Raw genomic sequence first — 23843 nt, 5'->3', positions numbered from 1 at the left:
AAATACCTACCAATTTAAATTTTTGATTCTAGCCAAAATAATGAATCTGAAATATTTAAAAGTAGGTTGGCAAGGTTTAGCAGATACTGGGTAGATTGGTTCAATAGAGGGCATGTAAGTAGCGCACTAGGCTGTTTGCTACTTTCTGATTTTAAATAAATACTAAAGTGCTTTATTCATTTTTAAGATAAAGATAAACAGTACAGGGCTTAGAAATATCCATAGAGCCACAAAGCTGATACTGGAGCTAAACCGGGTCCGTAATAAAACCATTGCAACGAATAAGAAAATACCTGCTGCGAATTTAGTGTACGTAGGAAAATTCGCTAAAAAAGCGTACCGAGATTTTCGGGTTTTTAGAATCTGCTTTGCACTTACAGTATAAAAGGCAAAGCAGCTTAGCCAAAGCAGACCGATCACTGCAATCCATATCATGTTGATGATTCCTGTTGCGTAACTTTTAGTTTGGCGTGAATTTTATTGACCGCCTTTTGATGAATAGGGGTAATTTTCTGGTGTAACAATAGGGCGAGAAGTGCCAAGGGCCATAACATCAGGTCAATACGCAAAAAAGGCCAATAAGTCGCAAAAGAATCAACATATTACTGGGAAACTAAATAATAAATATCAATCAGGGGAAGGGCTTTGTTGCACAAAGGTTTGAAAGACAATGCTGCCCTAATTGAGCTAAATTCAAGTGACAACTTGGGTATTAGGGCGATCTAATTCTGTGAATTTATTCAAAACTGCTACACGTGCATGAATCTCATCCACCTGACTAGCAAAACTCCTTGCTGTTAATTTATCGCCTAATCATTTGATGCAATGCATTTTGGTTTCCACTAAACTTCGATGATGATAACCAGACCATTTTTTCCAAAGTGACCGACCTAGCCGTTTGACTGATTTTAATAATTCATTCCTCTCTAAAGATCTCAATTTCTTATGAAGCGCTTTCTGACAGGCCGATCACCTTGTACCTTAGGCAGTCATGAAATACCATGCCGCTGCAAGCAGCGGTGTAACGACGAGCGTGTCAGATAAGGAATACTCGGCTGCAATGTATAAGGGCAATCGTCTAGCGGCAACAAAGTGCGTTTTCGAAAAGCAACAATTGCCGCCTCATTTTCAGGCGATAACACGCTTGAGCGAGGATTCTTTGGCCCTGTTGTAAGATCATCTACTGAAGTAAGTTTCTTCCATTTTGCGACAGTCTTTTGATTGATGCCGTAACGCTTGGCTAGCGTTATTAAGCTCTCTTAACTATTTTGTATTGCTCGACGCACTGTCTGTGTCGTTGTGGCGCTGTTGTGTAGAACTTGTCCCATAGTGCTGCATCTTTCCATTTCTCTGAGAATATTACACCATTAAAATCTGGGACTAAACACCTAGCTAGAAAGTTCCACAGTTTGAAATTAAACGTCGATAAGCCAAGAAAAAGCACAAGCTGCCGATCATTCCGAGATAAAGCAATTTAGGCAAGACTAGCTCTGTAGGTACACCCATCTGATTGAGTTGAATAAACATCTGCACAATTTGGGTGGAAGGCAGGATTTCGCCAACGACTTGCATCCAGATAGGCATTGCAGCATGCGGCCAGGCCGCACCAGATAAAAAGAACAGTGGAATGGAAGTGAATACAATCACATGACCCGCACGTTCCGGCAAATCCAGAAAACTGGCGAATAGGCAGGTCATGCCAATTATTGTATAGATAAAAACTGGAACAGCCAGTAGCATCCCGAACAGGTTGCCACCACGTGGATAATCAAATAGCCAGAAGCTAAAGCCGAATAAATAGAAACATCCCAGACAGCCAATAGTAAAGACCGCTAAACACATCCCAACCAATGCATTTGCGTTTAATTCTACTTTTCTTTCCCGATATACTAAAATTAGCATACTCAAACCCAAAAGAATGGTTTGGTGAATAATTAAAGGTGCAACCGCAGGAAAGACATAGCTGCCATAGCCGGACAGCGGATTAAATAAAGGAATTTGATGCACAGAAAGGGCAGGTGAAAAATCCGAGACCTTGCCAAAGCGTTCAGTATAATCTGCCAAAGTTTGCTCAACTGATGTAGCTAAGCCCAGACCAATTTGTTTGGTCACTAAAAAGTTGGCCGTGCTTAAATACAGTCCAATTCCGCCTGTTTCACCATGCCTTAAGCTTTGCGATAAATTGTCCGGTAGTAACAAGATACCATCGGCTTTTTGAGATTCCATCCATTGTTTGGCTTCGGCAAAATTTCCGGTAATCGCCTAAATTTCGACATTGGGGCTTTGTGCCACCTGACCAATAATGCGGGTACTTAAGCTACTTTGTTCTTCATCGACAATAATAATCGGTAAGGCTTCAGCCTGCTGTGCCTGATAAGCGGTTGGATAAAAAAAGCTGTAAAACAAGACAGATAGAATCAGCGTGGTAAAGATCGTGCCGTGACTGACGATATCTTTAAAGCTTTGTAGATAGTAAAACCAAAGGGATTTCATGGTGTTGCTCCTTTGGCGATTTTTTTAAGAAACAGATAAGCCAGCAGAGCGTAGACTAGGGCATAGATCAGCAGCATTAATCCAGCTTGCAGTGAAATATGCAATGGACTACCAATCACCCATTGTTCAGTTTGTAATTTGGCATAGGGCGTGAACGGAATAATATTGGACCAGAACTGGGTGAATAGGGGCGCATTATTTAAAGGTAAGGTCACACCGGCAAAACTTAAAGATGAACCACCATAGACCGCAATGATGCCAAAAGATTTACTTAAATCTTTGGTTGCTAGAACCACTGCACTGCTTAAAAATGCATAAGCGCTATATAGCAGAAATTGTGCCGATAGAATCAGAGCGAGCGAGCCGGCAACAAACCAGCCGCGAATTTCAATCAGCCAGAACATCTAGATCCAGGTCCATAGACTAAAAATAGCCACATAGATCAGGTTCTTAGACAGCAATGCCATCCAGATGGATGAGTTGCTAATCCAGCTTGTTAAGGTCTGCCGCTTCAGTTCCTGACCGACGGAAAATGCCACACAACAACACAGCAGTAAATGCAGAATTGCCGGAATGACATAGAGTTCCAGATAGAATTCATAATTCAGTTGTGGATTATACAGCGGCGATATTTTGATATGCGGTGACGGTGCTTCGAGAGAAGGCAGCCGGTTGCCCAGATATTGCTGTCCGCTAAATTCAGCCAGTGCTTGCAGGGTACTGACCAGCATGGCAGAGGAAATGGTATTTCCGATACTGAAATAACTCTGGTTAAAGGCAATACTGATGTCAGCATCCCGGGCACGAACCAGACGTTGCTCGGCACCGCTGGGAATATGGATATAACCCCAAATTTTATTTTGATTTAACAGGCGCTCAATTTCAGCTGTTTGTTCCGACACCGTAGCAATTTTAAGAGTATGATTCAGCGCCACATGCTGATAAATGCTTTGACTCAGCGCACTCTGGTCTTGATCAATAATCGCAATCGGTAAATGATCCGGTTTCCCTTGAGCAAACATGCTGCTGAATAAAATAATCACCAGTGCAGGTGCGAGCGTGACCAGACACAGATCCCATTTTTCGCGGAGCAGATAGCGCAGTTCGCGCCATATACCCGTCCACATTATCGGGTCTCTTTCAGTTTAAATAACACGCTCATCCCAACTTTCAGTTCAGGAATCGCTGGTGTGGGCACAAGATGCAGCTTAAAACTTCGCACATCATAACCGCCGGTTTGGCGTGTGGTCTTAATGGTGGCAAATTCACCTTCAGCACTGATCTGCTTGATTTTAAAAGTGGCGGTTTTATCTAGGGCGGGAATATAACCTTCAATACTGCTCAATTTCTGAAACGGGGCATATTGGTCTTCACGAATATTCAGGCTCACCCACATTTGATCTTCAATCAGGCTGACCACAGGGACTGCGGTGGCTACCAGCTCCGAGACTTTGCCATAGGTTTTAGACACCGTTCCGTTTACAGGTGCTACTAATTGGGTTTCTGCTTCTAAAGCATTGGCTTCATCCAGCGCAGCCTGGGCAATATCTACCTGTGCATCGGCGGAACTCTTTTGCTGCGAAGTGCTGCCACGTTTGGCACGTGCATATTGCTGATACGCCGCCTCTGTCATTTGCGCTGCTGATTGACTGGCTGCATACAATTCATCACGGCGCTGGCGTGAAATCACACCTTCCTCCAATAAATTTGCACCACGCTCATAAGAAACTTTGGCTAAATTTTGCTGTGCTTTCAGCGCTTGCCAGTTGGCATACAGACTGGCGATATTTTCTTCCTGCGAGCCGCGTTCAGCAGTCGATTGTAAGGCCAGCGCAGATTGTAAAGCCGCTGCGGCTTGCTGTTTTTTGGCCTGAATTTCCGGGCTGTTTAAGCGCACCAGTACATCGCCTTTTTTGACCCGCTGACCTTCTTCTACATAAATTTCTTCAATACGGCTTGGCACTTTGGTCGCCACCTGAACTGTTTCAGCTTCTACACGACCCTGCAATTCAAGCGGAGCCGGTTGGTAGCTTTTCCATAATCCAAAAGCGATGACTGCCAGCAGAACTGGAATCAGGGCGAGCAATAAATATTTTTTCTTTTTAGCGATTTCAGGAGCTTGTTGTTGCTCGGTCGAAGTCGTCGCGTTATTTTCTATTTCAGTTTTTGTTTCTACCTGTTGCGCAGGCGATTTTTCTGTATCGCTGGATGAAGCCGCTTCATTCACAGGATCATTGGGTTGTTGATCTTCGTTCATGTTCGGCTCCATTAGCGAATATAGTGAGTGTTGGTATGTTGGATGTAGTTCGGAAATTCTGCAATCGAGCCATGGCTTTGTAATAGTGTGGCCAGTGACATCACATATTTGTAAGCATTCAAGGCAGTTTCGGCTCGTAGTCCGCTCAGCATATTTTGTGCATCGATGACCTGTATGGCGGTACCCATATCTTCTTTAAAGGACAATTCTTGGATGCGTAAATTTTCCTGTGCGGCTTTCAAGTTTTGTGCCAGAAGCGCATCACTTTGCTGTGCACTAAGTGCTTCGCTATAAGATTTATAAATCAGATTTTCAATTTCCTGCTGGGTGCGTGCAGTGAGCAGTTCTGTGGCAGAGCGTTTGAGTTCAGCAGCCTGAATATTTTTGTTTTTATCGATCCCGGAAAACAGGTTATAGCGTGCGGCAACTCCGACAATCCAGTTTTCATTTTGATCCAGACTATATTCACCAAAAGCAAAAATATTCGGTTTTTTAGCTGCTTGCTGGGCTTTCACATTGGCTTGGGCCAATTGGGTATCCAGCTGCATTTTTTGAATCAGCGCAGAGTTCTGACTAAAGGTTTTCAGCAGATGATTTAAAGCCTGTGGCTCAGTTTTATTGACAAATAAAGGCGTCGAAAGCTCAGTGATGCTACTTTCCTGAAGCAGATTATTGAGCTGGAACAGCGCAGCATTCAAATTGGCCTGCGTATTTTGCTGGCTGCGCTCGGCATTATTGCGTGCTACTTCAAATTGCATGCGCTGGCCTTTACTGATAAAACCTTGCTGTTCCATTTTTAAGGCATTGCGATAATGCTGCTGCATGGCATTCAGATTAAACAGCGCAGCTGCATGCAGTTGCTTTTGGAGCTGCACATTAAAATAACTTTGAATCAGTTCAAAACGCTGCGTATCTTGCTGCTGTTTGTTGCTGAGCTGACTACGACCGACCTGAATATTGGCAATTTCTTTGGCACTACGGGTGAGGCCTCCAGTATATATTGGCATAATCACGGAAACAGTGGGGCGAATCACCTGATCTTCAAGGATGACATTAGACGTATCCGGAATCAGACCAACTCCGCTATGAATAGTATTGTTAAGTCCATCACGCAGTGGATCGGTAATACCTGCAGGTATATCCACGCCATTACTGGCCTCCCACTCATTAAGCCGGCCATTCACGCCTTGAGAGAGTGAATTCTCCAGATTATTTTTAAATTGCTTTAATGGAATATCGACTTCACTGTGAAAGGCATAGGCACGAACATTCAGGTCGACTCGTGGCAGACCTATACCTTTCACTGCTTCAGCTTCAAGTTTTGAAGCTTGTTCCAGACTTTGATAGGCTTGGCTGCTATAAGAATTTTGCAACAACTGACGTTCAGCGTCCTGAAAGCTGATGCTCTGTGCATGAGCAAAGCTGCCATACATCATCGATGCAAGCAGATTTAAACCCCAGACAAACTGTCTTTTATTTTTCTTTAAGTTCATAAAGTCGCTAAACTGATTTAAAGCCGGTAATGTTATCCGGCTAGTATAAATCAAAGGTTCGTAGATAGAACTAGTGTAAAGTTATAGTATTGTTTCTTGTACATTTGTCTATAAAAAAGGAAGCTTATACATCCTTAATTAACCCGAATCGCGGATAAGAAATTGACTTGAAAAATAAGAGGACTAGAGCCATCAGTTGAGTTACCACACCAAACTCACAACTCTAGTTCTGATGTTCAATAGTACCGAATTATTCTGCGTAATTGATGATTTTTCTTAAATTTGAATCAACTTATTGAGAGTTTCTCAAACAAAACCGTGGTTCCTTAAGAATCAGAACTGCTCAATTTACAATTTCAGAAATCTGCTTTATTGCCGTTTGGTACAAATGCTCTCATTTCAATAATTTCAAAGCCTTTTTTTACCTGGTTAAAAGAAGGTAAAAGCCATTTATTTAAGTACTTGCCTTGCTATCAAAGGATGATTCATCTAATCAATATGCATGAATTAGCTCTACACGCTTTACATGTGACACTGATGAAAGGCCAAGGTACACAATATTTATGGATTGATTCAACAACTCTGCCAGTTTGTAAAACTCTAAGTATTCAGCATCATAAATCATTAGTCCAAATTGCATCACGTGGTAGAAGCTCAATGGGCTGATTTTATGGCTGTAAATTACATATTGCGATGAATCAATTTGGTGAAATTGCCTGTTCTGCTTTATCGAATGGACATGTTGCTGACATAAAAATGGTTGAGCAATTGGTTGCTGGTGTAGAAGTAAAACTTTACGGGGATCTAGGTTACATCAGCCAAGAATTAAAAACTAGATTGAAATATCAAGTTATTGATTTAATTATTTATCATCGAAAGAATATGCAGGCTATTCAACTTTGTGCATCAGATGAATATCACCTAAGACAACACAATAAGATAGAAACATTATTCAGTTTATTGAAGGGGCAATACAATTTAGTAACGAGTAAAGCACGTAGTCTTCATGGGTTTCTGAGTGGAATTTACGCCTCACTATGTGCATATCAACTCACTCATCAAAATAAGCCAACAATTCAAATTAAGGAATCATCGGCTTAAGCAGGATTCGAGTTAAATAAGCTTTCAAAATAGCTTGATAAACTAAAGCTATTTTAAGCAGGCAATGAATATGAAAGAAAACGCTAAAGAAAAATAAAAAAAACAGCGTATGATTTACTTAATGGAATTTTAGATGATGCAGACAAGATGATCCGTAATGATTGGTCACGTGCCGAAATACAAGAAATTTATGACTTGCCTTTAATGGATTTACTGTTTCAGGCACAGCAAATTCATCGCCAAAACTTTGAACCGAATACTGTTCAGGTCAGTACTCTGCTTTCAATTAAAACGGGCCGTTGTCCGGAAGATTGTAAATACTGTTCGCAATCTGCACATTATGATACTGATCTGGAAATTGAAAAACGCGTAGAAGTACAAAAGGCGATTGCTGAAGCCAAACAGGCCAAAGCTTCCGGTTCGACCCGTTTTTGCATGGGCGCAGCATGGCGTAACCCGCATGAACGCGATATGCCGTATGTGCTGGAATTGGTGCAGGAAGTCAAGAAATTGGGCATGGAAACCTGTATGACCCTAGGGATGCTGAATGCCTCACAAGCGGAACGTCTGAAAGATGCAGGGCTAGATTATTACAACCACAACCTTGATACCTCACGTGAATATTATGCCAATGTCATCAGTACACGTAGCTTTGATGACCGCTTAAATACGCTTGATCATGTGCGTAATGCCGGAATTAATGTCTGTAGTGGCGGTATTGTCGGCTTGGGCGAAGGCGTACAAGACCGAGTCGGTTTGTTATTTGAACTAGCGACTATGCCGATTCACCCGGGTTCGGTGCCCATAAATATGCTGGTTCCTATTGAAGGTACACCACTGGCCGATGTTGAAAAACTGGATGTGATTGACTGGATTCGTACTATTGCGGTAGCACGGATTATTATGCCGAAGAGTTATATCCGCTTGTCGGCAGGTCGTGAATCTCTCTCTGACTCTGATCAGGCACTGGCATTTATGGCTGGAGCTAACTCATTATTTTCAGGTGATAAATTGCTTACTGCCCCGAACAGTGGTGAAGGTAAAGACAAAGCCTTGTTTGCTAAATTAGGCTTAAAAGCTGAAGCTGCCAAGAAAACAGCTAAAGAATTGGCTGTAGATGCGATGCAACCTGCTTAATTAATCGTGTAACAAACAGGGATCATTTCAACTTGAATTGGTCCCTTTTTATTGGAGCAGACAAAATGAAGATACTGATGATTACGGGTTGGGGGCTAGGAACAGCGGTCTTAACCCCGTTTGTAGAACAGTTACGGCAGCAGTATCAAGTTGAAGTATGGGATATTTTTGATCCTAACGTGGAAAGTATTTTGGCCGAAAAAGTTAGGCAGGCGAGTTCTTTTGATGTCTTGATGGGATGGTCTTTGGGTGGACAGTTGGCACTTTTGCTGGCTAATGAAATCCAGCAACAATTGAAAATTGCCAAGCCAGTGATTTGCTGTATGTCAAATCCCTGTTTCGTGGCCAACGAAGCATGGCCACAGGCAATGCCAGTTGAACAATATACACAATTTAAATCCTCCATACTGGCTGATCCAAAACGCGGGATGCAGCGCTTCTGTACCTTGGTCACTTTAGCTGGCGCAGCAGCGCGTGAACGTGCAAAATTATTGCACCAACAGTTAAATAGTATTGATTTAAACTATCAGGTTAAGCATCTTTATCTATTGCAGCAATTAAATCTAGTGGATATCTTAAAAAATCATTCAGTCAAGATGCTATTTATATTTTCCGAGAATGATATGTTGGTTCCTTACAAAGTTAGTCAAGAATCCGTGTTTTTAACAACCCAAAATCTGAATTTGGTAAAAATACAGGGCACGCACGATGCCATCCTTTTTGATGCCCAGTTACTCGTTGAGCCAATTTTAAAATTTTTAGCCGATCTGGCTTAAGCAAAAAGAGATTATTAGCTCTTGACGTTTCATTTTCAGATTTAACGCGCTAAGATCAGTTTTAGTTTTAATATCAGTTTTAGTTTTAATAATTGGGGTAAATTCTGTGCAGGACGCTTTTGATCAACAGCATATTTGGCATCCTTTAATTATAAAGTTCCTCTAAAATTAACATAATACAGATTATACGAAGCCCTGACCCTAGATCAGGGCTTTATTTATCTCTACCTTAGATTTCAATAAGTATTGATTCGCCTGTAGAACAGTCGCCATTACGCCATTGCCGGTTTTCAACTAACTTAATTTTCCCATTGGCTTGGATCTCAATCTCAGTATTACATTCACCTATACTCTAAATATACACATCTGAATAAAGAGTTTTTTCTCATTCATCAGAAGTTGAAAAAATAAATACTAGGTTAAAATACAAGTAAAAATGTAACAAAAATTTTACATTTATAATGATAATGACTATTATTAGCATCATTATTAATGTTTGTGAAAAGGTTTAAAAATGCGACTATCTCAATTTAGTCTGTGTTTTCTTACAGTAGCTATTTCTTCACATTTGTACGCAGAAGAGTTTGGTCCTGCATCAAAGGAGCCTGAAAGTTCAGGTCAAACAATAAAGCTTTCTCCTATTGTGATAACAGCAACCCGTACCCCTAAAACGATTGCTGAAGTTGCAGGAACTGTACAGACCATTCAGGGTGAAGAAATTGCTCAACAGGCTGGAGCGAGTCGAAAAGTCGCAGATGTTTTAGCGCAGCTGATACCTTCATTGGCACCAAGCAGCGGGACCAGCAGTAATTACGGTCAGACCATGCGTGGGCGGAATGTACTGGTGATGATTGACGGAGTTTCACAGACGGGTTCGCGCGATGTGGCGCGTCAGCTCAACAGCATCAGTCCGAATATGATTGATCATATCGAGGTGGTTTCAGGTGCGACCAGTATTTATGGTTCAGGTGCGACGGGCGGGATTATTAATATTATTACCAAACGTGCGGACAAATCGAAACCGGTCAGCTTTCAGACCAAGTTAGGCCTGACATCGGCTGATAATTTCCGTCGTGACAGTTTGGCTTATCAGGTGGGGCAAACCGCTTCATTTAGTCATGACAAGATGGACGGTTTTTTAGGGGTAGATTTTACCAGTCGGGGTTCTCAGTTTGATGGTAACGGTGACCGTATCTCGTTAAGCCCTTGGCAGGGCAGCACGATGGATACCAATACGCTTGATGTGAATGGTCGTTTAAACTTTAATTTAACCGATAAGCAAAGCTTAAGTTTTGGTGCACAATACTATAATGATGAACAGGATACCGAATATGGTCCTGACTATTCTTATCTGCAAACCGGGACACAGCCTTCTTATAAAGCCATTAAAGGGTGGAATTTAGATCAACAACCCTTTACAGAACGCTATGCGTTTAATACCCAGTATCAAAACCAGGATTTTCTGGGACAAATTTTGAATGTTGAAGCGTATTACCGTAATGAAAAAGCGCGTTTTGTACCGTATGGTTATTCCAAAGATGGCGTGAATGTAAAGCAAAGCCAATCCAATGTGGACTATGCAGGAATTCGCTCTACTGTTCAATCTGACCTGCAGGTGGTCGAGCGAGATTTAAAACTGACTTATGGTCTGGACTATGACTGGGAAAAAGATCACCAGTGGGCTGATTACTATACACCAAGTAATAATGGTCTGGTCTATACACCAACAGGTGAAAAACAGGGTTCCGGACCTGATACAGAAATCCAGAATATTGGCACATTTGTACAAGGGGATTATGCACTGACGGATCGTTTGAATGTACAGGCCGGTGTGCGTTATCAGTATGTTCAGGCAGACACTGACAGTTATTTAACCGCACGCAATCCGGTTACTTTAATGGCGGCTGACTCTACCGATGCTGATAAGTTCCTGTTCAATTTAGGTGCAGTCTATGAGTTAACAGATGCGCAGCAAGTTTATGCCAATTTTTCACAAGGTTATAGTTATCCGGATGTACAACGCGTGCTGCGTGATGTAGCTGCCTATACCTTAACGACGTCAGGTATTGCACCGATCACGGTCAACAGCTACGAATTGGGTTGGCGCTTAAATCAGGACGACGGCTTAAACTTGGGTCTAACAGGTTTCTATAATACCTCCGATAAGGTGGTACAGTTCAACGCTGACCGTTCAGTAAATGTGGTAGATACAGATCAACGCATTTATGGAGCAGAAGCTACGGTAAGTTATCCATTTATGGACAACTATAAGGTGGGTGGGACCTTGGGCTACACACGCGGACAATATAAAGATGCAGCAGATCAATGGCATGAACTGAATGCTTTTGCCGTGTCGCCTGTGAAAGGCACCCTGTTTGCTGAGTGGAATAATGAAGAGGGTTATGGTGTACGTGCACAAATGCTAGCCATCAAAGGCACTAATGAAGCCTATAAAGATGACCAAGCATTAATAGCCGCAGGTTTAACCGATAGCAATAGTGCAGCAGATATTAAAGGCTATACCACGATGGATGTCTTGGCTCATTTCCCTGTAGCCAAAGGCCGGGTCGATTTTGGTGTCTATAATGTCTGGGACAAGCAGTACAAAAATGTATTTGCACAGCAAGCAGCAGTAACTAATGGCAACTCACTGTTGGCCATTCCTGCAGAGGGTCGTACTTTTGGCCTAAGCTATACCATTAATTATTAATATTCACCTAGGAAGTATCTGTAGCCGTACAGATACTTCTTCACTTCCTGAGATGGGATGAAAGATAAGGTCAATGGATAAACAAAAACCAGAGTGGTTATCTATTAAAGAAATTTTTTATATCTGCCTGGCTGCTTATGGCTATAGCTTATGGATCTCTTGGGTTTTACCTGACTATTTACCTTTTGCAACAGCTGAAAATATCTATTTATCTGCCCTCCTAGGTTTTACTTTCCTCATTTTTTATATTGTTTTAGTTCCTTGTATTCCGTCTAAATTATGGCAAAAGAGCATCAATTATCTCAGTTATATTTTATTGCTGAGCTATTGGATCATAAAAAAATTTGGAGAAAATTAAATGCAATTTCGCCAGATACAGGCAACTTTACACAGCTGGTTAGGTATCGTTGTATTGTGGTCGGTCTTCCTGATTTTTTTTACCGGCTCTATTGCCTATTTCAGAACTGAAATTAATCTCTGGTCTAAACCTGAAAATTTTTTATATTTAAAAGTGCCTCCTAGTTCCTTTGAGTCGGCCCAGGTTGCCTATGATTACTTAAATACCCATGCCTCAGAGGCAAAAAGATGGCGAGTGAATCTTGCCAATTCCCGAATGCCTTTTAACACTTTAGAATGGCAAGCCCAAACCAATAAGTACCATAAACTGCAAGACCCCCATACAGGATTAATTTTAACAGAAGGTCGGGAAAGTCTGGGAGGCGACTTCTTTTTTAAATTACATTACAGTCTGTATCCTTTGCCCGATGTCGTCGGTAGAACGCTAGTGGTTATTGTCGGGGTGCTATTTCTCATTGCATTAATTACCGGGATCTTTACCCATAAAAAAATAATTAAAGATTTTTTTGTATTCCGGAGTTTTAAGGGACAGCGTACATTATTGGATTTGCATCATATTACCGGTGTAGTAACTCTGCCTTTTTATCTGATTATGGCCTTTACCGGGATTATGATCTTCTTCTATCTGCTTGTGCCAGCGGGAATCAATAAACACTATGGCGAGAATGGAATAAAGAAGTTTTATAGTGAAATACAATATATCAATCCGCCAAAATCGGCAGCAAATTCAGCTCTTCAATTAAAAGAATTCTCTGTATTCTCCCGTCAACTACCTCAACAGGCAAGTAATGGGGCTGTACTGGAGAAATTTGAAGTCAAAAATCCAAATACTGCGGAAGCCTTAATTACGTTCGATTATGGATATAACCAATTAATTACTTTCAATAATCCGCAATTTATTTTTGCAGCAAATACCGGACAGAATCTGAATTCCGAAAGAAATCTGCATCCTGTCGCTCAAATCAGCTCGGCAACTTATGGTATTCATCTAGGATATTACGCCAGTCAATGGATGAGGGGGATACTAGCGGGTTTAGGTCTCGTCGGTTGCATCATGCTGGTCGCAGGAGCTTTATTATGGCAAAAGAAACGTATTAAACAGCAACATACCTTAAGTTATAATGTGGTTGCTTACCTTAATTATTTTACTTTTCTGGGCTTGCCGTTTGCGACAGCCATGTATTTTTTAGCTAACCGGATTTTGACGGGCAGTCTTGAACAGCGGATTCAGTATGAGTTAAGCATATTCTTTATCAGCTGGGTGGGTATTCTATTCATTCCGATGCTGGCTAAAATGCAAAAAGCCATAGTTTTGTCCTTTATCCTCACTGCTGTTATTTTATGGATGACAGTATTTAGTCCCATATTCTTGACTCCTCACGCGTTCCTCTTGAATACCGTGTTGCATCAGCAATGGTCTGTAGCAGGAGTTGATCTTGTATTGATGCTCATCGCCACAGGATATATATTTGCCTGTTTTTATTTCAAGAAAATAAAGCTGCGTGAGGTGGCCAAATGAGTCTGGCTGCAATATTGTGGGCCATGGTTGCAATGATGCAGCTGTGTATGACCAGTCAAAGTGGAATGAAAAAACTTGGGTATCCTTTTCTAAGCTTTCATTATTCTCAACCTTTGTTAAAAATATACTCAGTGATTTTTCTGGTACTGTCTTTATATCTGAACTGTCAAGATCACGGTTTTTCAGTGGGAATAATGACTTGGATTTTCCTAGTCATAACTTCAGCATTTTTTATACATATTTTATTTTTTTATAAATTTAGAGAATATTTCTTTATTCTGTGGATGTCCTCTGCTCTTTTAGCTCTGTCTTATTCACTGTATAAATTTATTTAGGAAAGAGATGGCAGTCCAAGTTACAAATTAAAAAAAGGATCTGCAAATTTTTTCAAAATAGAAAGTATGAAAAATCCATCAATTTACAGTCCATTTAACATAATGGGGGTTATACGAAATTTTCAAAAAAATACAGTAAAAATGGGAGCTTAAGGCTCCCATTTTTGACTTCGCATAAGGTGTATTATGTTAATTTTAGGAAAGCTTAAAGATAAAATGACTGAAACGAATTATATCGAAATTGGTACAAAAGAATTTTCTTTTACTATTCTTAATATCAATCCTCAAAAGAACCTTGTATCTCTTACAATGAATATTAATGGAATTTCATTTGGTACATTAGATTCACCAACATACATGCCTAGTTTTATTGGAGCTTTGAGAGCAGTACTCCAATCACCTTTCCACAAAAACTATAATCTAACCACAGAAAATTTTTTAGAAAATCTATATATAAATCATAATTTTATTAATCATTATCACTTGACCTTAGCAGAAACTTTTGACGATTTTTCAAAGATTGGCGTAAGAAACCAAGAATCAATTTTTTTCTTATTTAAGTTGCATGAAAATCCATTTTTCACATATCCAAAATTAAGTGAAAATATTATATATGCTGAACATATAACAATTAATTCAGTTGAATACGCTCTAAAAAAGTTAATAGATTATCTGGCAACACTTCCCTAAGACGGCACTTATTTAACATAATAGCGGTTATATGAAGTACACGTGTATATTAATCTAAATATCAGTTACTTAAAAAACCCAAACCAATCAAAAAATGCCGAAAAAGCCGATTTTGAAACAAATCGGCTTTCTATTGAATGAACTTGTCACTTTCAGCCAATAAAATTGATCAAAAAACATTCAAATTTCAACTTTTCCCTGATAACTCAATGCATGCACTTCGGAAATTATCCGCAATTTCTGCGGATAAACCTTGGGGTAAGTTTTGAGCAATGTTGTACGCTCAGGCTGACATCAATTAGGGATCATAGCGTCTATGTCATCCCTGCGAATTTTCATATGATGGGGACATAGAGAACAGGATGTTCCAACACATAAAACAATAATGATAAGTGCAACACTAGGACGTGAGGTACGACAGGAGTTATACCTAAACACCCAATACGAAAAAGCCCGACAGGATGTCGGGCTTTTTTATTGTGTATTCACAGAAGTTTATTTAGTTATGCTATGAACGAAAGTTTTAACCCTTAATTTTAAAAGTTTTTCTGTTATATTTTTTCATTCAAAACTGTACCTACACTTCGCTAATATGATGCTTAAAATATTCATTTAATATGAGTTATGAGCAGGCATCGATGAATTTTTTATTTAAAAAAAATAAAGCATGGTTTGTGTTTTTTATCATCACTGTATATTCATTTCTGGGTTTTTTTATTGGTTTTGTGATTTGGGAATACGTTTTACAGTAAAACAGAAGATATATAAAAAACAGGATACGACCAAAGAAGTCCGTTTCAGTTAGGTGTTGCTTTACGCAAAGCGTGTAGCCTCAGGCTTGCGAAAGCTTTATTGAAAATAGCAACATTCTGACGATTAAGATCGTTACTGCATCTCCGAGATTTGTTCAATCAAGAGCGTGAGTGCTTGGATCATTGTTTCATTCATTTCAAAGGAACAGTTGATACGGATGTGGTTCTGCTTTTTATTCTTGCGATAAAAAAGAATACTTGGGGCAATCCCAATATCATTCTGGATCATTTTTTCATAAATGCTGCTGCTGTCCACTTCTTCAGGCAGTGTTACCCATAGAAAATAACCTGAGGAATAATAATGCACAGTGCAATTTTCAGGTAAGTGCTTACTGAGATATTGATAATATTGATTTTTTAGCCGTTTTAACGTTGTACGCAGACCTTTTAAATGTTTTTCATAGTGGCGGTGCGAAAGATAATCCACTAGGGCATTTTGAATGAATGAGTTGACCGAAATGGTACTCATTAATTGCAAATGCTGGATATGTTCAGAGAACTTACCTGCATAGACCCAACCGATACGAAAACCTGCGCCTAAAGTTTTGGAAAAAGAAGAGCAGTGCAGCACCAAATTCTGCTGATCATAATATTTCATGGACAGCGGCTTTTTCTGATCATAATAAAGCTCTTCATAGACATCATCTTCAATCAAATAAATTTCATGTTGATGCAGCAGTTTTGCCAGTTCAAATTTGATCTCGTCACTGACAGTAAATCCAATTGGATTATGGCTGTTTAGCATGAGCAGACAGACTTTAATTGGGTAGCTACTAATGGCTTTTTGAAAGGCTTCCAAATCTAAGCCATGTTCAGGATGTTCTGGAATAGTAATGACTTTTAAACCCAGATTCTCCGCAGCTTGCCATACACCATAAAATATAGTTTCTTGCAGCAAAATATAGTCGCCTGCTTGGGTCATGGCTCTTAAACATAGATTCAAAGCATCCAGACCACCTGAAGTCATTACAATATCTGAAGGATCAGTCGGAATCCCTTGCATACAGTAGCGTTTCGCAATCAGTTTTCGAAGCTCGTAGTTGCCTGGTGGTAAGCTCGGCATTTGTTCATAACCGACGCGGTATTTCGCCTGCTGTGCCAAGGTTTGCATCAGTTTGGGAGAATACAGCAATTGGCTATTTGGGAAAGCACTGCCCAAAGGCACAATTTTTTCAGATTGGATTGATTTTAAATATCTAAAAACAATAGAGTTAATTTCAATTTTGTCATTCACAATGACTTTTTTAGCAAGAGCAGCTTGCACAGGATTTTCAGCAACAAAGTAGCCTAATTTTTCTTTGGAATAGACCAGCCCTTGTGCTTCCAATTCCTGATAGGCATTCATTACCGTAATTAAGCTAAAGCCTGAAATTTCGACTTGTTGTCTTAAAGAGGGCAATTTCTCATGCGCTTTCCATGTCCCAGTTTCAATCAGATGTTTTAGGCTTAGGGCAAGTTGTTCTGATTTATACATAAAGTGTCATGCTCATAGGCGAAAGGGATAGCAGCCTTTGCACTGCTATCCAAATTTTTATTCAGACTGTTTTTAATAGGCTAGGTTTAGGAGCAGTCTAAATAATCCTGCAATTAAACCCAGAGTTAGGAAACCAAAACACCATAATAATATGAACCATGCTGTGGGGCTCAAATGATTTTGCATTTTTTTCATAGGGTCACCTTTCTTAATGATAGCCTTCATCACCAATACGCACTTTGTCACGGAAGACCCAGTAGGACACAAAGGTATAGGTCAAAATAATTGGAATGAGAATGACTGCACCCACTAAGGCAAATTTCATGCTCGATTCAGGTGCCGCTGCTTGCCAGATGGAAACCGAAGGTGGAATGATGTTCGGCCACAAACTAATTACAAACCCTGTAAAGGCTAGAAATACCAGCCCTAGTGTCAGGATAAAGGGTTGCGCCTCATTGCGCTGTGTACACGCTTTCAAAATCAGCCCAGAGCAAATCAGCACCAGCATAGGCACAGGGCTGAAATAGAACAGATTCGGTAAGCTAAACCAACGCTGTGCAATTTCAGGATGGCTGATAGGTGTATAGATACTGACTGCGCCAAATACAATTAAGAGTGCAATGATCAGTTTAGGCATCAGTGCATACATTTTATCTTGTAACGCTGCTTCGGTTTTCATGATGAGCCATGCACAACCTAATGCGCTATACATGATAACCACCCCCAAGCCTACGAACAAAGAGAATGGCGTTAGCCAGTCAAGTGGACCGCCACTGTAAATACCCTTGTACGTTTCAATCCCTTGAATATACGCCCCAAGAATCACCCCTTGAAAAAAGCTGGAGAAGAATGAACCCCAAATAAAGGCTTGATCCCATAAAAGCTTGCTACGATTGGCTTTAAAGCGAAACTCAAAAGCCACGCCTCGAAAGATTAAGGCAACGACCATAAAGATGATGGGTAAATACAAGGCAGATAATACAGTGGAATAGACCAGTGGGAAGGCCGCAAATAGTCCTGCACCGCCCAAAACCATCCAAGTTTCATTGCCATCCCATACCGGGGCAACAGTATTCATCATCACATCCCGTTCTTGTTGTCCTTGAATAAACGGAAACAAGATACCAATCCCAAGATCAAAGCCATCCATGACCACGTAAATCAATACGCCCAAGCCGATAATTCCGACCCAGACTAATGCAAGATCAATCATGATGATGCTCCTTATTCACAGGTGTTTTGCTTACTGAATCATCAATGGATTCATCGACAGAACTTAATGGTCGCATTGGGGTTTTAAAGTGTCCTGGACCTGCAAGCTGTGAATCGACACTGTCGATATGCACGGGACCTGACTTGATTAATTTCAGCATATAATAGATGCCTGTACCGAAAACCACGGTATAGACCAGTACAAAAATAATCAGACTCAGACCCACTTGATCTGCGGTGACGGTATGCGATAAACCATGCTGTGTACGGATGACACCATAGACCACCCAAGGCTGTCGGCCTACTTCTGTAGTCACCCAGCCCGCGAGAAGCGCAATGTAACCTGTAGGCCCCATAAGGATTGCAAATTTATGAAACCAGTGGCTCTCATATAAACGGTCTTGTTTACGCAGCCATAATGCTGTTAATGACATCAACACCATCAGCATGCCGAGTCCCACCATCACACGGAAACTCCAAAACACCACTGGAACCGGTGGACGATCTTCAGGAGCGAAGTCTTTTAATCCTGTAACTTTTCCATCCATAGAGTGAGTTAAAATTAAGCTGCCTAAATTAGGGATACCTATTTCAAAGGTATTACGTTCATTTTCCATGTCAGGTAAAGCAAATAGCAGTAACGGCATGCCATGATCATGATTGGTTTCCCAATGCCCCTCAATCGCAGCCAATTTCGTCGGTTGATGTTCCAGGGTATTTAAACCATGCTGATCGCCAATCACCACTTGCAGGCAAGATGTTACCAGCACCATCCACAGTCCCATCGAGAAAGATTTCTTGACCAACTCATCGCGGCGACCTTTGAATAAATGCCACGCGGCTGTACCGACCACCAATAGGGAAGAAACGAGAAATGCTGCTGTTGCCATATGGGCAAAGCGATAAGGGAAGGACGGGTTAAACACGATTGCCCACCAGTCAGACGGGATTATAATGCCATTTTCGATAGCAAAGCCTTGCGGGGTTTGCATCCAGCTATTAGATGACAAAATCCAAAACATGGAAATACAGGTACCAATCGCAACCATTAAGGTGGCAAAAAAATGTGCTTTAGGACCAACGCGTCCCCACCCGAACAGCATGATGCCGAGAAAGCCAGCTTCTAGGAAAAAGGCGCTCAACACTTCATAAGTCAGTAATGGACCCGTGACTGAACCCGCAATACGGGAAAACTCACTCCAGTTGGTACCAAACTGATAGGCCATAACAATGCCTGATACGACACCCATGGCAAAAGCCACTGCAAAAATTTTAATCCAATACTTAAAAAGATCTTTATAGACTGGATTCTGAGTACGTAACCATTTCCATTCAAGCAGAGAAAGGAAACAGGCTAGACCAATCGAAGTGGCTGGGAATATGATGTGAAAAGAAACTGTAAAGGCAAATTGAATTCGGGCGAGTTCTAGTGCGGTCAAACCAAGGCTCATAGGAACCTCCATTGCAGACACAAATTTCTGATATTTTTAAAAAAAACACTATCTATACATGTGTTATGAAAAACTATAGATCGTTTCATAAAAACTACCTACTTTGAATAATTATCTAGATTTTGCAGCAGACAGAATTCAAGATGTAGATACAAGAACGTGTTATATAAAATATAACAGAGATAGTAGATAACAATACTCTGTTATATTCAGACAGTGCGATTCTGTAGCTACAGCTGATTTAAAAAAGAATCAAAATAATGAATATGAATGAATCTGGATGGTTTTGAAATGTTTGTTACAGAGAGCTTGAATAGAATTGCCGAGATTATTGAACAGGGAGTTTTTTCAGCAAAGTTGGAAAAGAAGCTGATACAAAAATTCGTCAATTTAGAAGCAACACTACTGCGTGCAAAAGTCTTGCGCGAGCTTTCCAAGGTGAAAGTGAATTATATTGTGCAGTCTATAATTGAAAATGAACAATCGAGTTTAGCCTACTTATTTGCTCCGTTTATTCTCGGGAATTTAAATCAAACATCCATCTATCATAGCCCAGCGACACTGCCCTTACTGAATCTATTAAACCGTTACTATCAGGCTGAGGAAAAAACGCACTTAAAAATTGATGATGTATTACAAGCTTTGAATATATATTTGGATCTGCATGATACTGACCTAGACGATGTTGAGTTTTTTTATTATGCACTGCTGAATGCATTGTGCAGAGCTGATGTAACTCAGATTTTTTTAATTACTCACTTAAAGCTTGATACTCAAAAAATTACTGAAATTGAGAAGTTTTTTAAAATTAAGATTTATTGTATTCCTACTAACCCATTAGACAAGATTAAGGATAGTGCTGAATTAAATATGCGTCAGTTACTGTGTAAAAATAAAGACCAAAGCTATATCGAACTATGTGAAAAATTTTCCAAACTCAATGCTCAGTTATTGAGTGCGAATGGAAGTTATAGCCAAGAACAAGCCACTCAATTAGTCGAAGATATGTTCTATGCAGAGCATGTTTATGAAAAGTTATCGGTCTATGGCGAATATATGCAGACCTGTCTACAGCATGGTGTCTCTAGTTATCCTGTAACTTTTTTAGCTTGATTCATTTCATTCATTCTCATCAAAAATATATTTATTTCATATTTATCGCATAAATAAATAGGTAGCACAGATGTTTCTATATACTGATTTTGACCAGAACTTATTGAATGAACGTGTCGCACAATTTCGTGATCAAACACAACGCTATTTAGATGGGAAACTGACTGAAGACGAATATCGACCATTACGTTTACAAAATGGTTTATATATTCAGCGTTATGCCCCGATGCTGCGTTTGGCTGTTCCTTATGGCTTAATGAATTCAAATCAATTGCGTAAGGTTGCTGAGGTTGCACAGAAGTACGATCGTGGTTATGCACATATTTCAACCCGTCAAAATATTCAACTGAATTGGCCGCAGCTTGAAGATGTACCTGATATTTTGCAGGAACTGGCTACGGTACACATGCACTCCATTCAAACGAGTGGTAACTGCATTCGAAATACCACCACAGACCAGTACGCCGGTGTAGTTGAAGGGGAATTAACCGATCCGCGTCCCACCTGCGAACTGATTCGCCAGTGGAGTACCTTTCATCCTGAATTTTCATTCCTGCCACGTAAATTTAAAATCGCAGTTTGTGCACACCCAGAACAGGATCGAGCTGCGACAACATTCCATGATGTTGGAGTGTATGTTGTAAAAAATGAAACAGGGGAAATTGGCTATCAAATTAAAGTAGGCGGTGGTTTGGGCCGCACACCTTTAGCTGGGCATGTCATCAAGCATTTTTTAGCACGTGAAGACTTAATTGCCTACTTAGATGCGATTATGCGCGTATATAACTTACATGGTCGTCGCGATAATAAATATAAAGCACGCATTAAAATTCTTGTGAAAGCATTAACTCCTGAGGGTTTTGCTGAAAAAGTTGAAGCGGAATTTGCCTATACTCAGACTCAGCTAAAAGTTCAAAAAAGTGTTTTAGAGCAAATGGATGCTGTATTTCAGCCATTTATATATGAAAACTTAGAACAGCATGATTTTGAAGCTTTATTCCAGCAGTATCCGAAGTTTAAACACTGGTTCAATATCAATACCCATCCGCATAAAGTGGCGGGCTATCGTATAGTCACAATTAGTTTAAAAAGGCCTGGGGTAGCACCAGGTGATATGACCTCCGATGAAATGCGCTTAATTGCAGATTTAGCCGATCAATATACTTTTGGTGAACTCCGTACCACGCATGAGCAAAATATAGCCTTAACTGATGTGCGACAAAAAGACTTATTTGAACTGTGGCAAGTCTTGGATCGTGACAATCTAGCCCGTGCACATATTGGTTTTCTGACCGACATGATTTGCTGCCCCGGCGGTGATTTTTGTTCATTGGCGAATGCTAAATCTATTCCAGTATATGAAGCGATTGCTCGTCGATTTGATGACCTAGACTCTATATATAATTTAGGTAAGGTTGATCTGAACATTTCAGGCTGTATGAATGCATGTGGGCATCACCATGTCGGTAATATTGGTATCTTGGGTGTCGATAAAAAAGGGGCTGAGTATTATCAAATTACTTTAGGTGGGAATTCTAACCACGATGCATCTATTGGCGATATTTTAGGACCTTCTTTTCCAGCAGAAGATATTCCGGATGTGCTCGAAGAAATTTTGAATACCTATCTGGATCTACGTTTGGAGCATGAGTCTTTCTTAGAAACCTACAAACGGGTTTCGATTCAGCCATTTAAAGAACGGGCTTATGCGGACATAAGCTAATGTTGGATATCCGAAATCAACTCAGTCAGCTCAAAAGTTCAAGCTATCAAATCATCATTATTTTGATGGTTTGGAGCTGTGCTTATGGCTTGCAAATGCTGCTGAGCTTACCTGTAGCATCGGGTGTATTGGGTTTCTTTCTGCTGTTGATTTTACTTGAAATGAAATGGCTGAAACTAGCTCATGTTGAACAGGGTGCCGATCTGTTACTGGCTGAACTGCTACTGTTCTTCATTCCGCCCGTGGTGGGCGTGATTCAATATCATGACTTACTGATCATCAGTGGTTGGAAAATCTTGCTAGTGATTTTGATCAGTACCGCTTTGGTAATGATGTCTTCCGTATATACAGTGCGTATGTTCCTAAAGAAGGAAGTACGTAAACAGGAAAATCCGTATGACTGAGTTCTGGGGGCTTTTTTACTTGGTCTGGACCATACTGTGTTATTTCATGGCAAAGCGGTTCTTTGTTCGAACACAAAAAATCTATTTATCTCCGATTATTGTCGTCCCTGTATTGAGTATCATGCTGATCTTTCTTTTACAGCATAAGTTTCAAGACTATTACAGCTATACCCAATATCTGGTGGCGATGCTTGGCCCAATCACCGTGGTTTTTGCTATTCCAGTATTTCGTTATCGCCGCATGATTCAGCAACATTTTAAAGTACTTATGCTGAGTTCTAGCCTTGCCATGTTAGTAGGTATTTTTAGCAGTTGGTTTTTGGCCAGTCTGATGAACTTTGATGACATTGTTAAAAATAGTCTATTGGCGCGTTCCATTTCAATTCCCTTTGCTTTGATACTGACTGAAAAAGTTGGTGGATCCATCAGCTTAATTCCACTCTTTACCGTGATTACAGGTTTAGTTGGCATGTTGTTGGGAGATGTTCTGCTGTTATGGATGCGGTGCAAGAACAAAATTGCTTCGGGGGCAGCATTGGGTAATGCCGCACATGCCATGGGTATTGCGCGTGCAAGACAGCGACATGAATTAGAAGGGGTCATTGCCAGCCTTTCCATGATTATTTCAGGAATCATCATGGTGCTATTTGCTCCCAGCGTGATTGCACTGACGAAATACATTCTTGGAGCTATATCTTTTTAAATCAATATGAAATCCTATCTAACATAAAGAGATATTCTTGGTGTTTAAGTTCAGCTTAATGTTAAAAAATGTGATTCAAATTT

The 23843-nt window shown here is 40.3% G+C and carries 18 protein-coding genes and 6 pseudogenes; 13 read left to right on the top strand and 11 right to left on the bottom strand.

Features of this window, described 5'->3' with window-relative positions; genetic code table 11:
* Positions 1-162: 162 nt before the first annotated feature.
* From RJ01_RS16810 to RJ01_RS12400, 8 genes and pseudogenes are all read right to left on the bottom strand, one after another.
* Entirely contained in the window at positions 163-435 is a 273-nt protein-coding gene (locus RJ01_RS16810) for a hypothetical protein (protein ID WP_004779934.1), read from the bottom strand.
* Positions 432-641 (bottom strand): annotated as a pseudogene (locus RJ01_RS16805) (PepSY domain-containing protein); the annotation flags it as partial. The gene RJ01_RS16810 and the pseudogene RJ01_RS16805, both read right to left, overlap by 4 nt.
* A 52-nt stretch (positions 642-693) precedes the next feature.
* Positions 694-942: pseudogene (locus RJ01_RS16610) on the bottom strand (IS5/IS1182 family transposase); the annotation flags it as partial.
* 50 nt (positions 943-992) lie between these two features.
* Positions 993-1328 (bottom strand): annotated as a pseudogene (locus RJ01_RS15905) (IS481 family transposase); the annotation flags it as partial.
* 64 nt (positions 1329-1392) lie between these two features.
* Positions 1393-2493 (bottom strand): annotated as a pseudogene (locus RJ01_RS12415) (ABC transporter permease).
* A pseudogene (locus tag RJ01_RS12410) lies at positions 2490-3620 on the bottom strand (ABC transporter permease). Before RJ01_RS12410 ends, RJ01_RS12415 begins: the two co-directional pseudogenes overlap by 4 nt.
* Positions 3620-4750 carry an HlyD family secretion protein gene (locus tag RJ01_RS12405; RefSeq protein ID WP_034171314.1) on the bottom strand — a complete coding sequence of 377 codons (1131 nt, stop codon included), beginning with the start codon at positions 4748-4750 and terminating at the stop codon, positions 3620-3622. The pseudogene RJ01_RS12410 and the gene RJ01_RS12405 overlap by 1 nt, the downstream one beginning before the upstream one ends.
* 11 nt (positions 4751-4761) lie before the next feature.
* Complete coding sequence (locus RJ01_RS12400) at positions 4762-6243, bottom strand: TolC family protein (protein WP_034171313.1); 1482 nt, start codon at positions 6241-6243, stop codon at positions 4762-4764.
* A gap of 232 nt (positions 6244-6475) precedes the next feature.
* Here RJ01_RS12400 and RJ01_RS15650 point away from each other — a divergent pair.
* The 9 genes and pseudogenes from RJ01_RS15650 (at position 6476) to RJ01_RS16150 (ending at position 15620) form a co-directional block, all read left to right on the top strand.
* Positions 6476-7344: pseudogene (locus RJ01_RS15650) on the top strand (IS982 family transposase).
* A 147-nt stretch (positions 7345-7491) separates the two neighbouring features.
* Positions 7492-8481, top strand: a complete 990-nt coding sequence (bioB, locus tag RJ01_RS12390; protein WP_004812090.1) for a biotin synthase BioB — start codon at positions 7492-7494, stop codon at positions 8479-8481.
* 65 nt (positions 8482-8546) lie between these two features.
* The gene (locus RJ01_RS12385; RefSeq protein ID WP_005237557.1) at positions 8547-9257 is read left to right on the top strand and encodes a hypothetical protein; all 711 of its coding nucleotides are present in this window, start codon (positions 8547-8549) and stop codon (positions 9255-9257) included.
* A gap of 514 nt (positions 9258-9771) precedes the next feature.
* Complete coding sequence (locus tag RJ01_RS12380; protein WP_034171312.1) at positions 9772-11967, top strand: TonB-dependent receptor; 2196 nt, start codon at positions 9772-9774, stop codon at positions 11965-11967.
* 73 nt (positions 11968-12040) lie between these two features.
* The gene (locus RJ01_RS12375; RefSeq protein ID WP_034171311.1) at positions 12041-12325 is read left to right on the top strand and encodes a hypothetical protein; all 285 of its coding nucleotides are present in this window, start codon (positions 12041-12043) and stop codon (positions 12323-12325) included.
* Positions 12326-13843: a PepSY domain-containing protein gene (locus tag RJ01_RS12370; protein WP_034171310.1), complete on the top strand. Its 1518-nt coding sequence runs from the start codon at positions 12326-12328 to the stop codon at positions 13841-13843.
* The gene (locus tag RJ01_RS16865; protein WP_004779912.1) at positions 13840-14178 is read left to right on the top strand and encodes a DUF3325 family protein; all 339 of its coding nucleotides are present in this window, start codon (positions 13840-13842) and stop codon (positions 14176-14178) included. Before RJ01_RS12370 ends, RJ01_RS16865 begins: the two co-directional genes overlap by 4 nt.
* Positions 14179-14394: 216 nt before the next feature.
* The gene (locus RJ01_RS12360) at positions 14395-14868 is read left to right on the top strand and encodes a hypothetical protein (protein ID WP_052209098.1); all 474 of its coding nucleotides are present in this window, start codon (positions 14395-14397) and stop codon (positions 14866-14868) included.
* Between the two features lie 638 nt (positions 14869-15506).
* Complete coding sequence (locus RJ01_RS16150; RefSeq protein WP_152606033.1) at positions 15507-15620, top strand: hypothetical protein; 114 nt, start codon at positions 15507-15509, stop codon at positions 15618-15620.
* Positions 15621-15753: 133 nt separating this feature from the next.
* On the opposite strand, the gene RJ01_RS12355 is transcribed toward RJ01_RS16150, so the two are convergent.
* The 3 genes from RJ01_RS12355 to RJ01_RS12345 all read right to left on the bottom strand — a co-directional run bounded on the left by RJ01_RS12355 (position 15754) and on the right by RJ01_RS12345 (position 19817).
* Positions 15754-17154 carry a PLP-dependent aminotransferase family protein gene (locus RJ01_RS12355; protein WP_034171309.1) on the bottom strand — a complete coding sequence of 467 codons (1401 nt, stop codon included), beginning with the start codon at positions 17152-17154 and terminating at the stop codon, positions 15754-15756.
* Between the two features lie 208 nt (positions 17155-17362).
* A complete protein-coding gene (gene cydB / locus RJ01_RS12350) occupies positions 17363-18367 on the bottom strand; it encodes a cytochrome d ubiquinol oxidase subunit II (RefSeq protein ID WP_034171308.1) in 1005 nt (334 codons plus the stop codon).
* Positions 18360-19817 carry a cytochrome ubiquinol oxidase subunit I gene (locus RJ01_RS12345; RefSeq protein ID WP_034171307.1) on the bottom strand — a complete coding sequence of 486 codons (1458 nt, stop codon included), beginning with the start codon at positions 19815-19817 and terminating at the stop codon, positions 18360-18362. The genes cydB and RJ01_RS12345 overlap by 8 nt, the downstream gene beginning before the upstream one ends.
* A 291-nt stretch (positions 19818-20108) precedes the next feature.
* On the opposite strand from RJ01_RS12345, the gene RJ01_RS12340 reads away from it, so the two are divergent.
* From RJ01_RS12340 to RJ01_RS12325, 4 genes are all read left to right on the top strand, one after another.
* Positions 20109-20930 (top strand): hypothetical protein, encoded by an 822-nt coding sequence (locus RJ01_RS12340; protein ID WP_034171322.1) that lies wholly within the window; start codon positions 20109-20111, stop codon positions 20928-20930.
* Between the two features lie 70 nt (positions 20931-21000).
* Complete coding sequence (locus RJ01_RS12335; protein WP_034171306.1) at positions 21001-22653, top strand: nitrite/sulfite reductase; 1653 nt, start codon at positions 21001-21003, stop codon at positions 22651-22653.
* On the top strand, positions 22653-23057 hold the full coding sequence (locus RJ01_RS12330) for a CidA/LrgA family protein (RefSeq protein ID WP_034171305.1): 405 nt from the start codon (positions 22653-22655) through the stop codon (positions 23055-23057). Before RJ01_RS12335 ends, RJ01_RS12330 begins: the two co-directional genes overlap by 1 nt.
* Positions 23050-23760, top strand: coding sequence for an LrgB family protein (locus RJ01_RS12325; protein WP_034171304.1), 711 nt, complete (start codon positions 23050-23052; stop codon positions 23758-23760). The genes RJ01_RS12330 and RJ01_RS12325 overlap by 8 nt, the downstream gene beginning before the upstream one ends.
* Positions 23761-23843 lie beyond the last annotated feature (83 nt).

Source organism: Acinetobacter sp. YZS-X1-1, from assembly GCF_000804305.1.
GTDB lineage: Bacteria > Pseudomonadota > Gammaproteobacteria > Pseudomonadales > Moraxellaceae > Acinetobacter > Acinetobacter variabilis.
Note: the sequence above shows the minus strand (reverse complement) of the source record. Positions and strands in the feature narration are given on the sequence as shown.

Bases quoted from the DNA above. Each gene is read 5' to 3' on its own strand.
- RJ01_RS16810 (WP_004779934.1), bottom strand. From the start codon at position 435: ATGATATGGATTGCAGTGATCGGTCTGCTTTGGCTAAGCTGCTTTGCC.
- RJ01_RS12405 (WP_034171314.1), bottom strand. From the start codon at position 4,750: ATGAACGAAGATCAACAACCCAATGATCCTGTGAATGAAGCGGCTTCA.
- RJ01_RS12400 (WP_034171313.1), bottom strand. From the start codon at position 6,243: ATGAACTTAAAGAAAAATAAAAGACAGTTTGTCTGGGGTTTAAATCTG.
- bioB (WP_004812090.1), top strand. From the start codon at position 7,492: ATGATCCGTAATGATTGGTCACGTGCCGAAATACAAGAAATTTATGAC.
- RJ01_RS12385 (WP_005237557.1), top strand. From the start codon at position 8,547: ATGAAGATACTGATGATTACGGGTTGGGGGCTAGGAACAGCGGTCTTA.
- RJ01_RS12380 (WP_034171312.1), top strand. From the start codon at position 9,772: ATGCGACTATCTCAATTTAGTCTGTGTTTTCTTACAGTAGCTATTTCT.
- RJ01_RS12375 (WP_034171311.1), top strand. From the start codon at position 12,041: ATGGATAAACAAAAACCAGAGTGGTTATCTATTAAAGAAATTTTTTAT.
- RJ01_RS12370 (WP_034171310.1), top strand. From the start codon at position 12,326: ATGCAATTTCGCCAGATACAGGCAACTTTACACAGCTGGTTAGGTATC.
- RJ01_RS16865 (WP_004779912.1), top strand. From the start codon at position 13,840: ATGAGTCTGGCTGCAATATTGTGGGCCATGGTTGCAATGATGCAGCTG.
- RJ01_RS12360 (WP_052209098.1), top strand. From the start codon at position 14,395: ATGACTGAAACGAATTATATCGAAATTGGTACAAAAGAATTTTCTTTT.
- RJ01_RS16150 (WP_152606033.1), top strand. From the start codon at position 15,507: ATGAATTTTTTATTTAAAAAAAATAAAGCATGGTTTGTGTTTTTTATC.
- RJ01_RS12355 (WP_034171309.1), bottom strand. From the start codon at position 17,154: ATGTATAAATCAGAACAACTTGCCCTAAGCCTAAAACATCTGATTGAA.
- cydB (WP_034171308.1), bottom strand. From the start codon at position 18,367: ATGATTGATCTTGCATTAGTCTGGGTCGGAATTATCGGCTTGGGCGTA.
- RJ01_RS12345 (WP_034171307.1), bottom strand. From the start codon at position 19,817: ATGAGCCTTGGTTTGACCGCACTAGAACTCGCCCGAATTCAATTTGCC.
- RJ01_RS12340 (WP_034171322.1), top strand. From the start codon at position 20,109: ATGTTTGTTACAGAGAGCTTGAATAGAATTGCCGAGATTATTGAACAG.
- RJ01_RS12335 (WP_034171306.1), top strand. From the start codon at position 21,001: ATGTTTCTATATACTGATTTTGACCAGAACTTATTGAATGAACGTGTC.
- RJ01_RS12330 (WP_034171305.1), top strand. From the start codon at position 22,653: ATGTTGGATATCCGAAATCAACTCAGTCAGCTCAAAAGTTCAAGCTAT.
- RJ01_RS12325 (WP_034171304.1), top strand. From the start codon at position 23,050: ATGACTGAGTTCTGGGGGCTTTTTTACTTGGTCTGGACCATACTGTGT.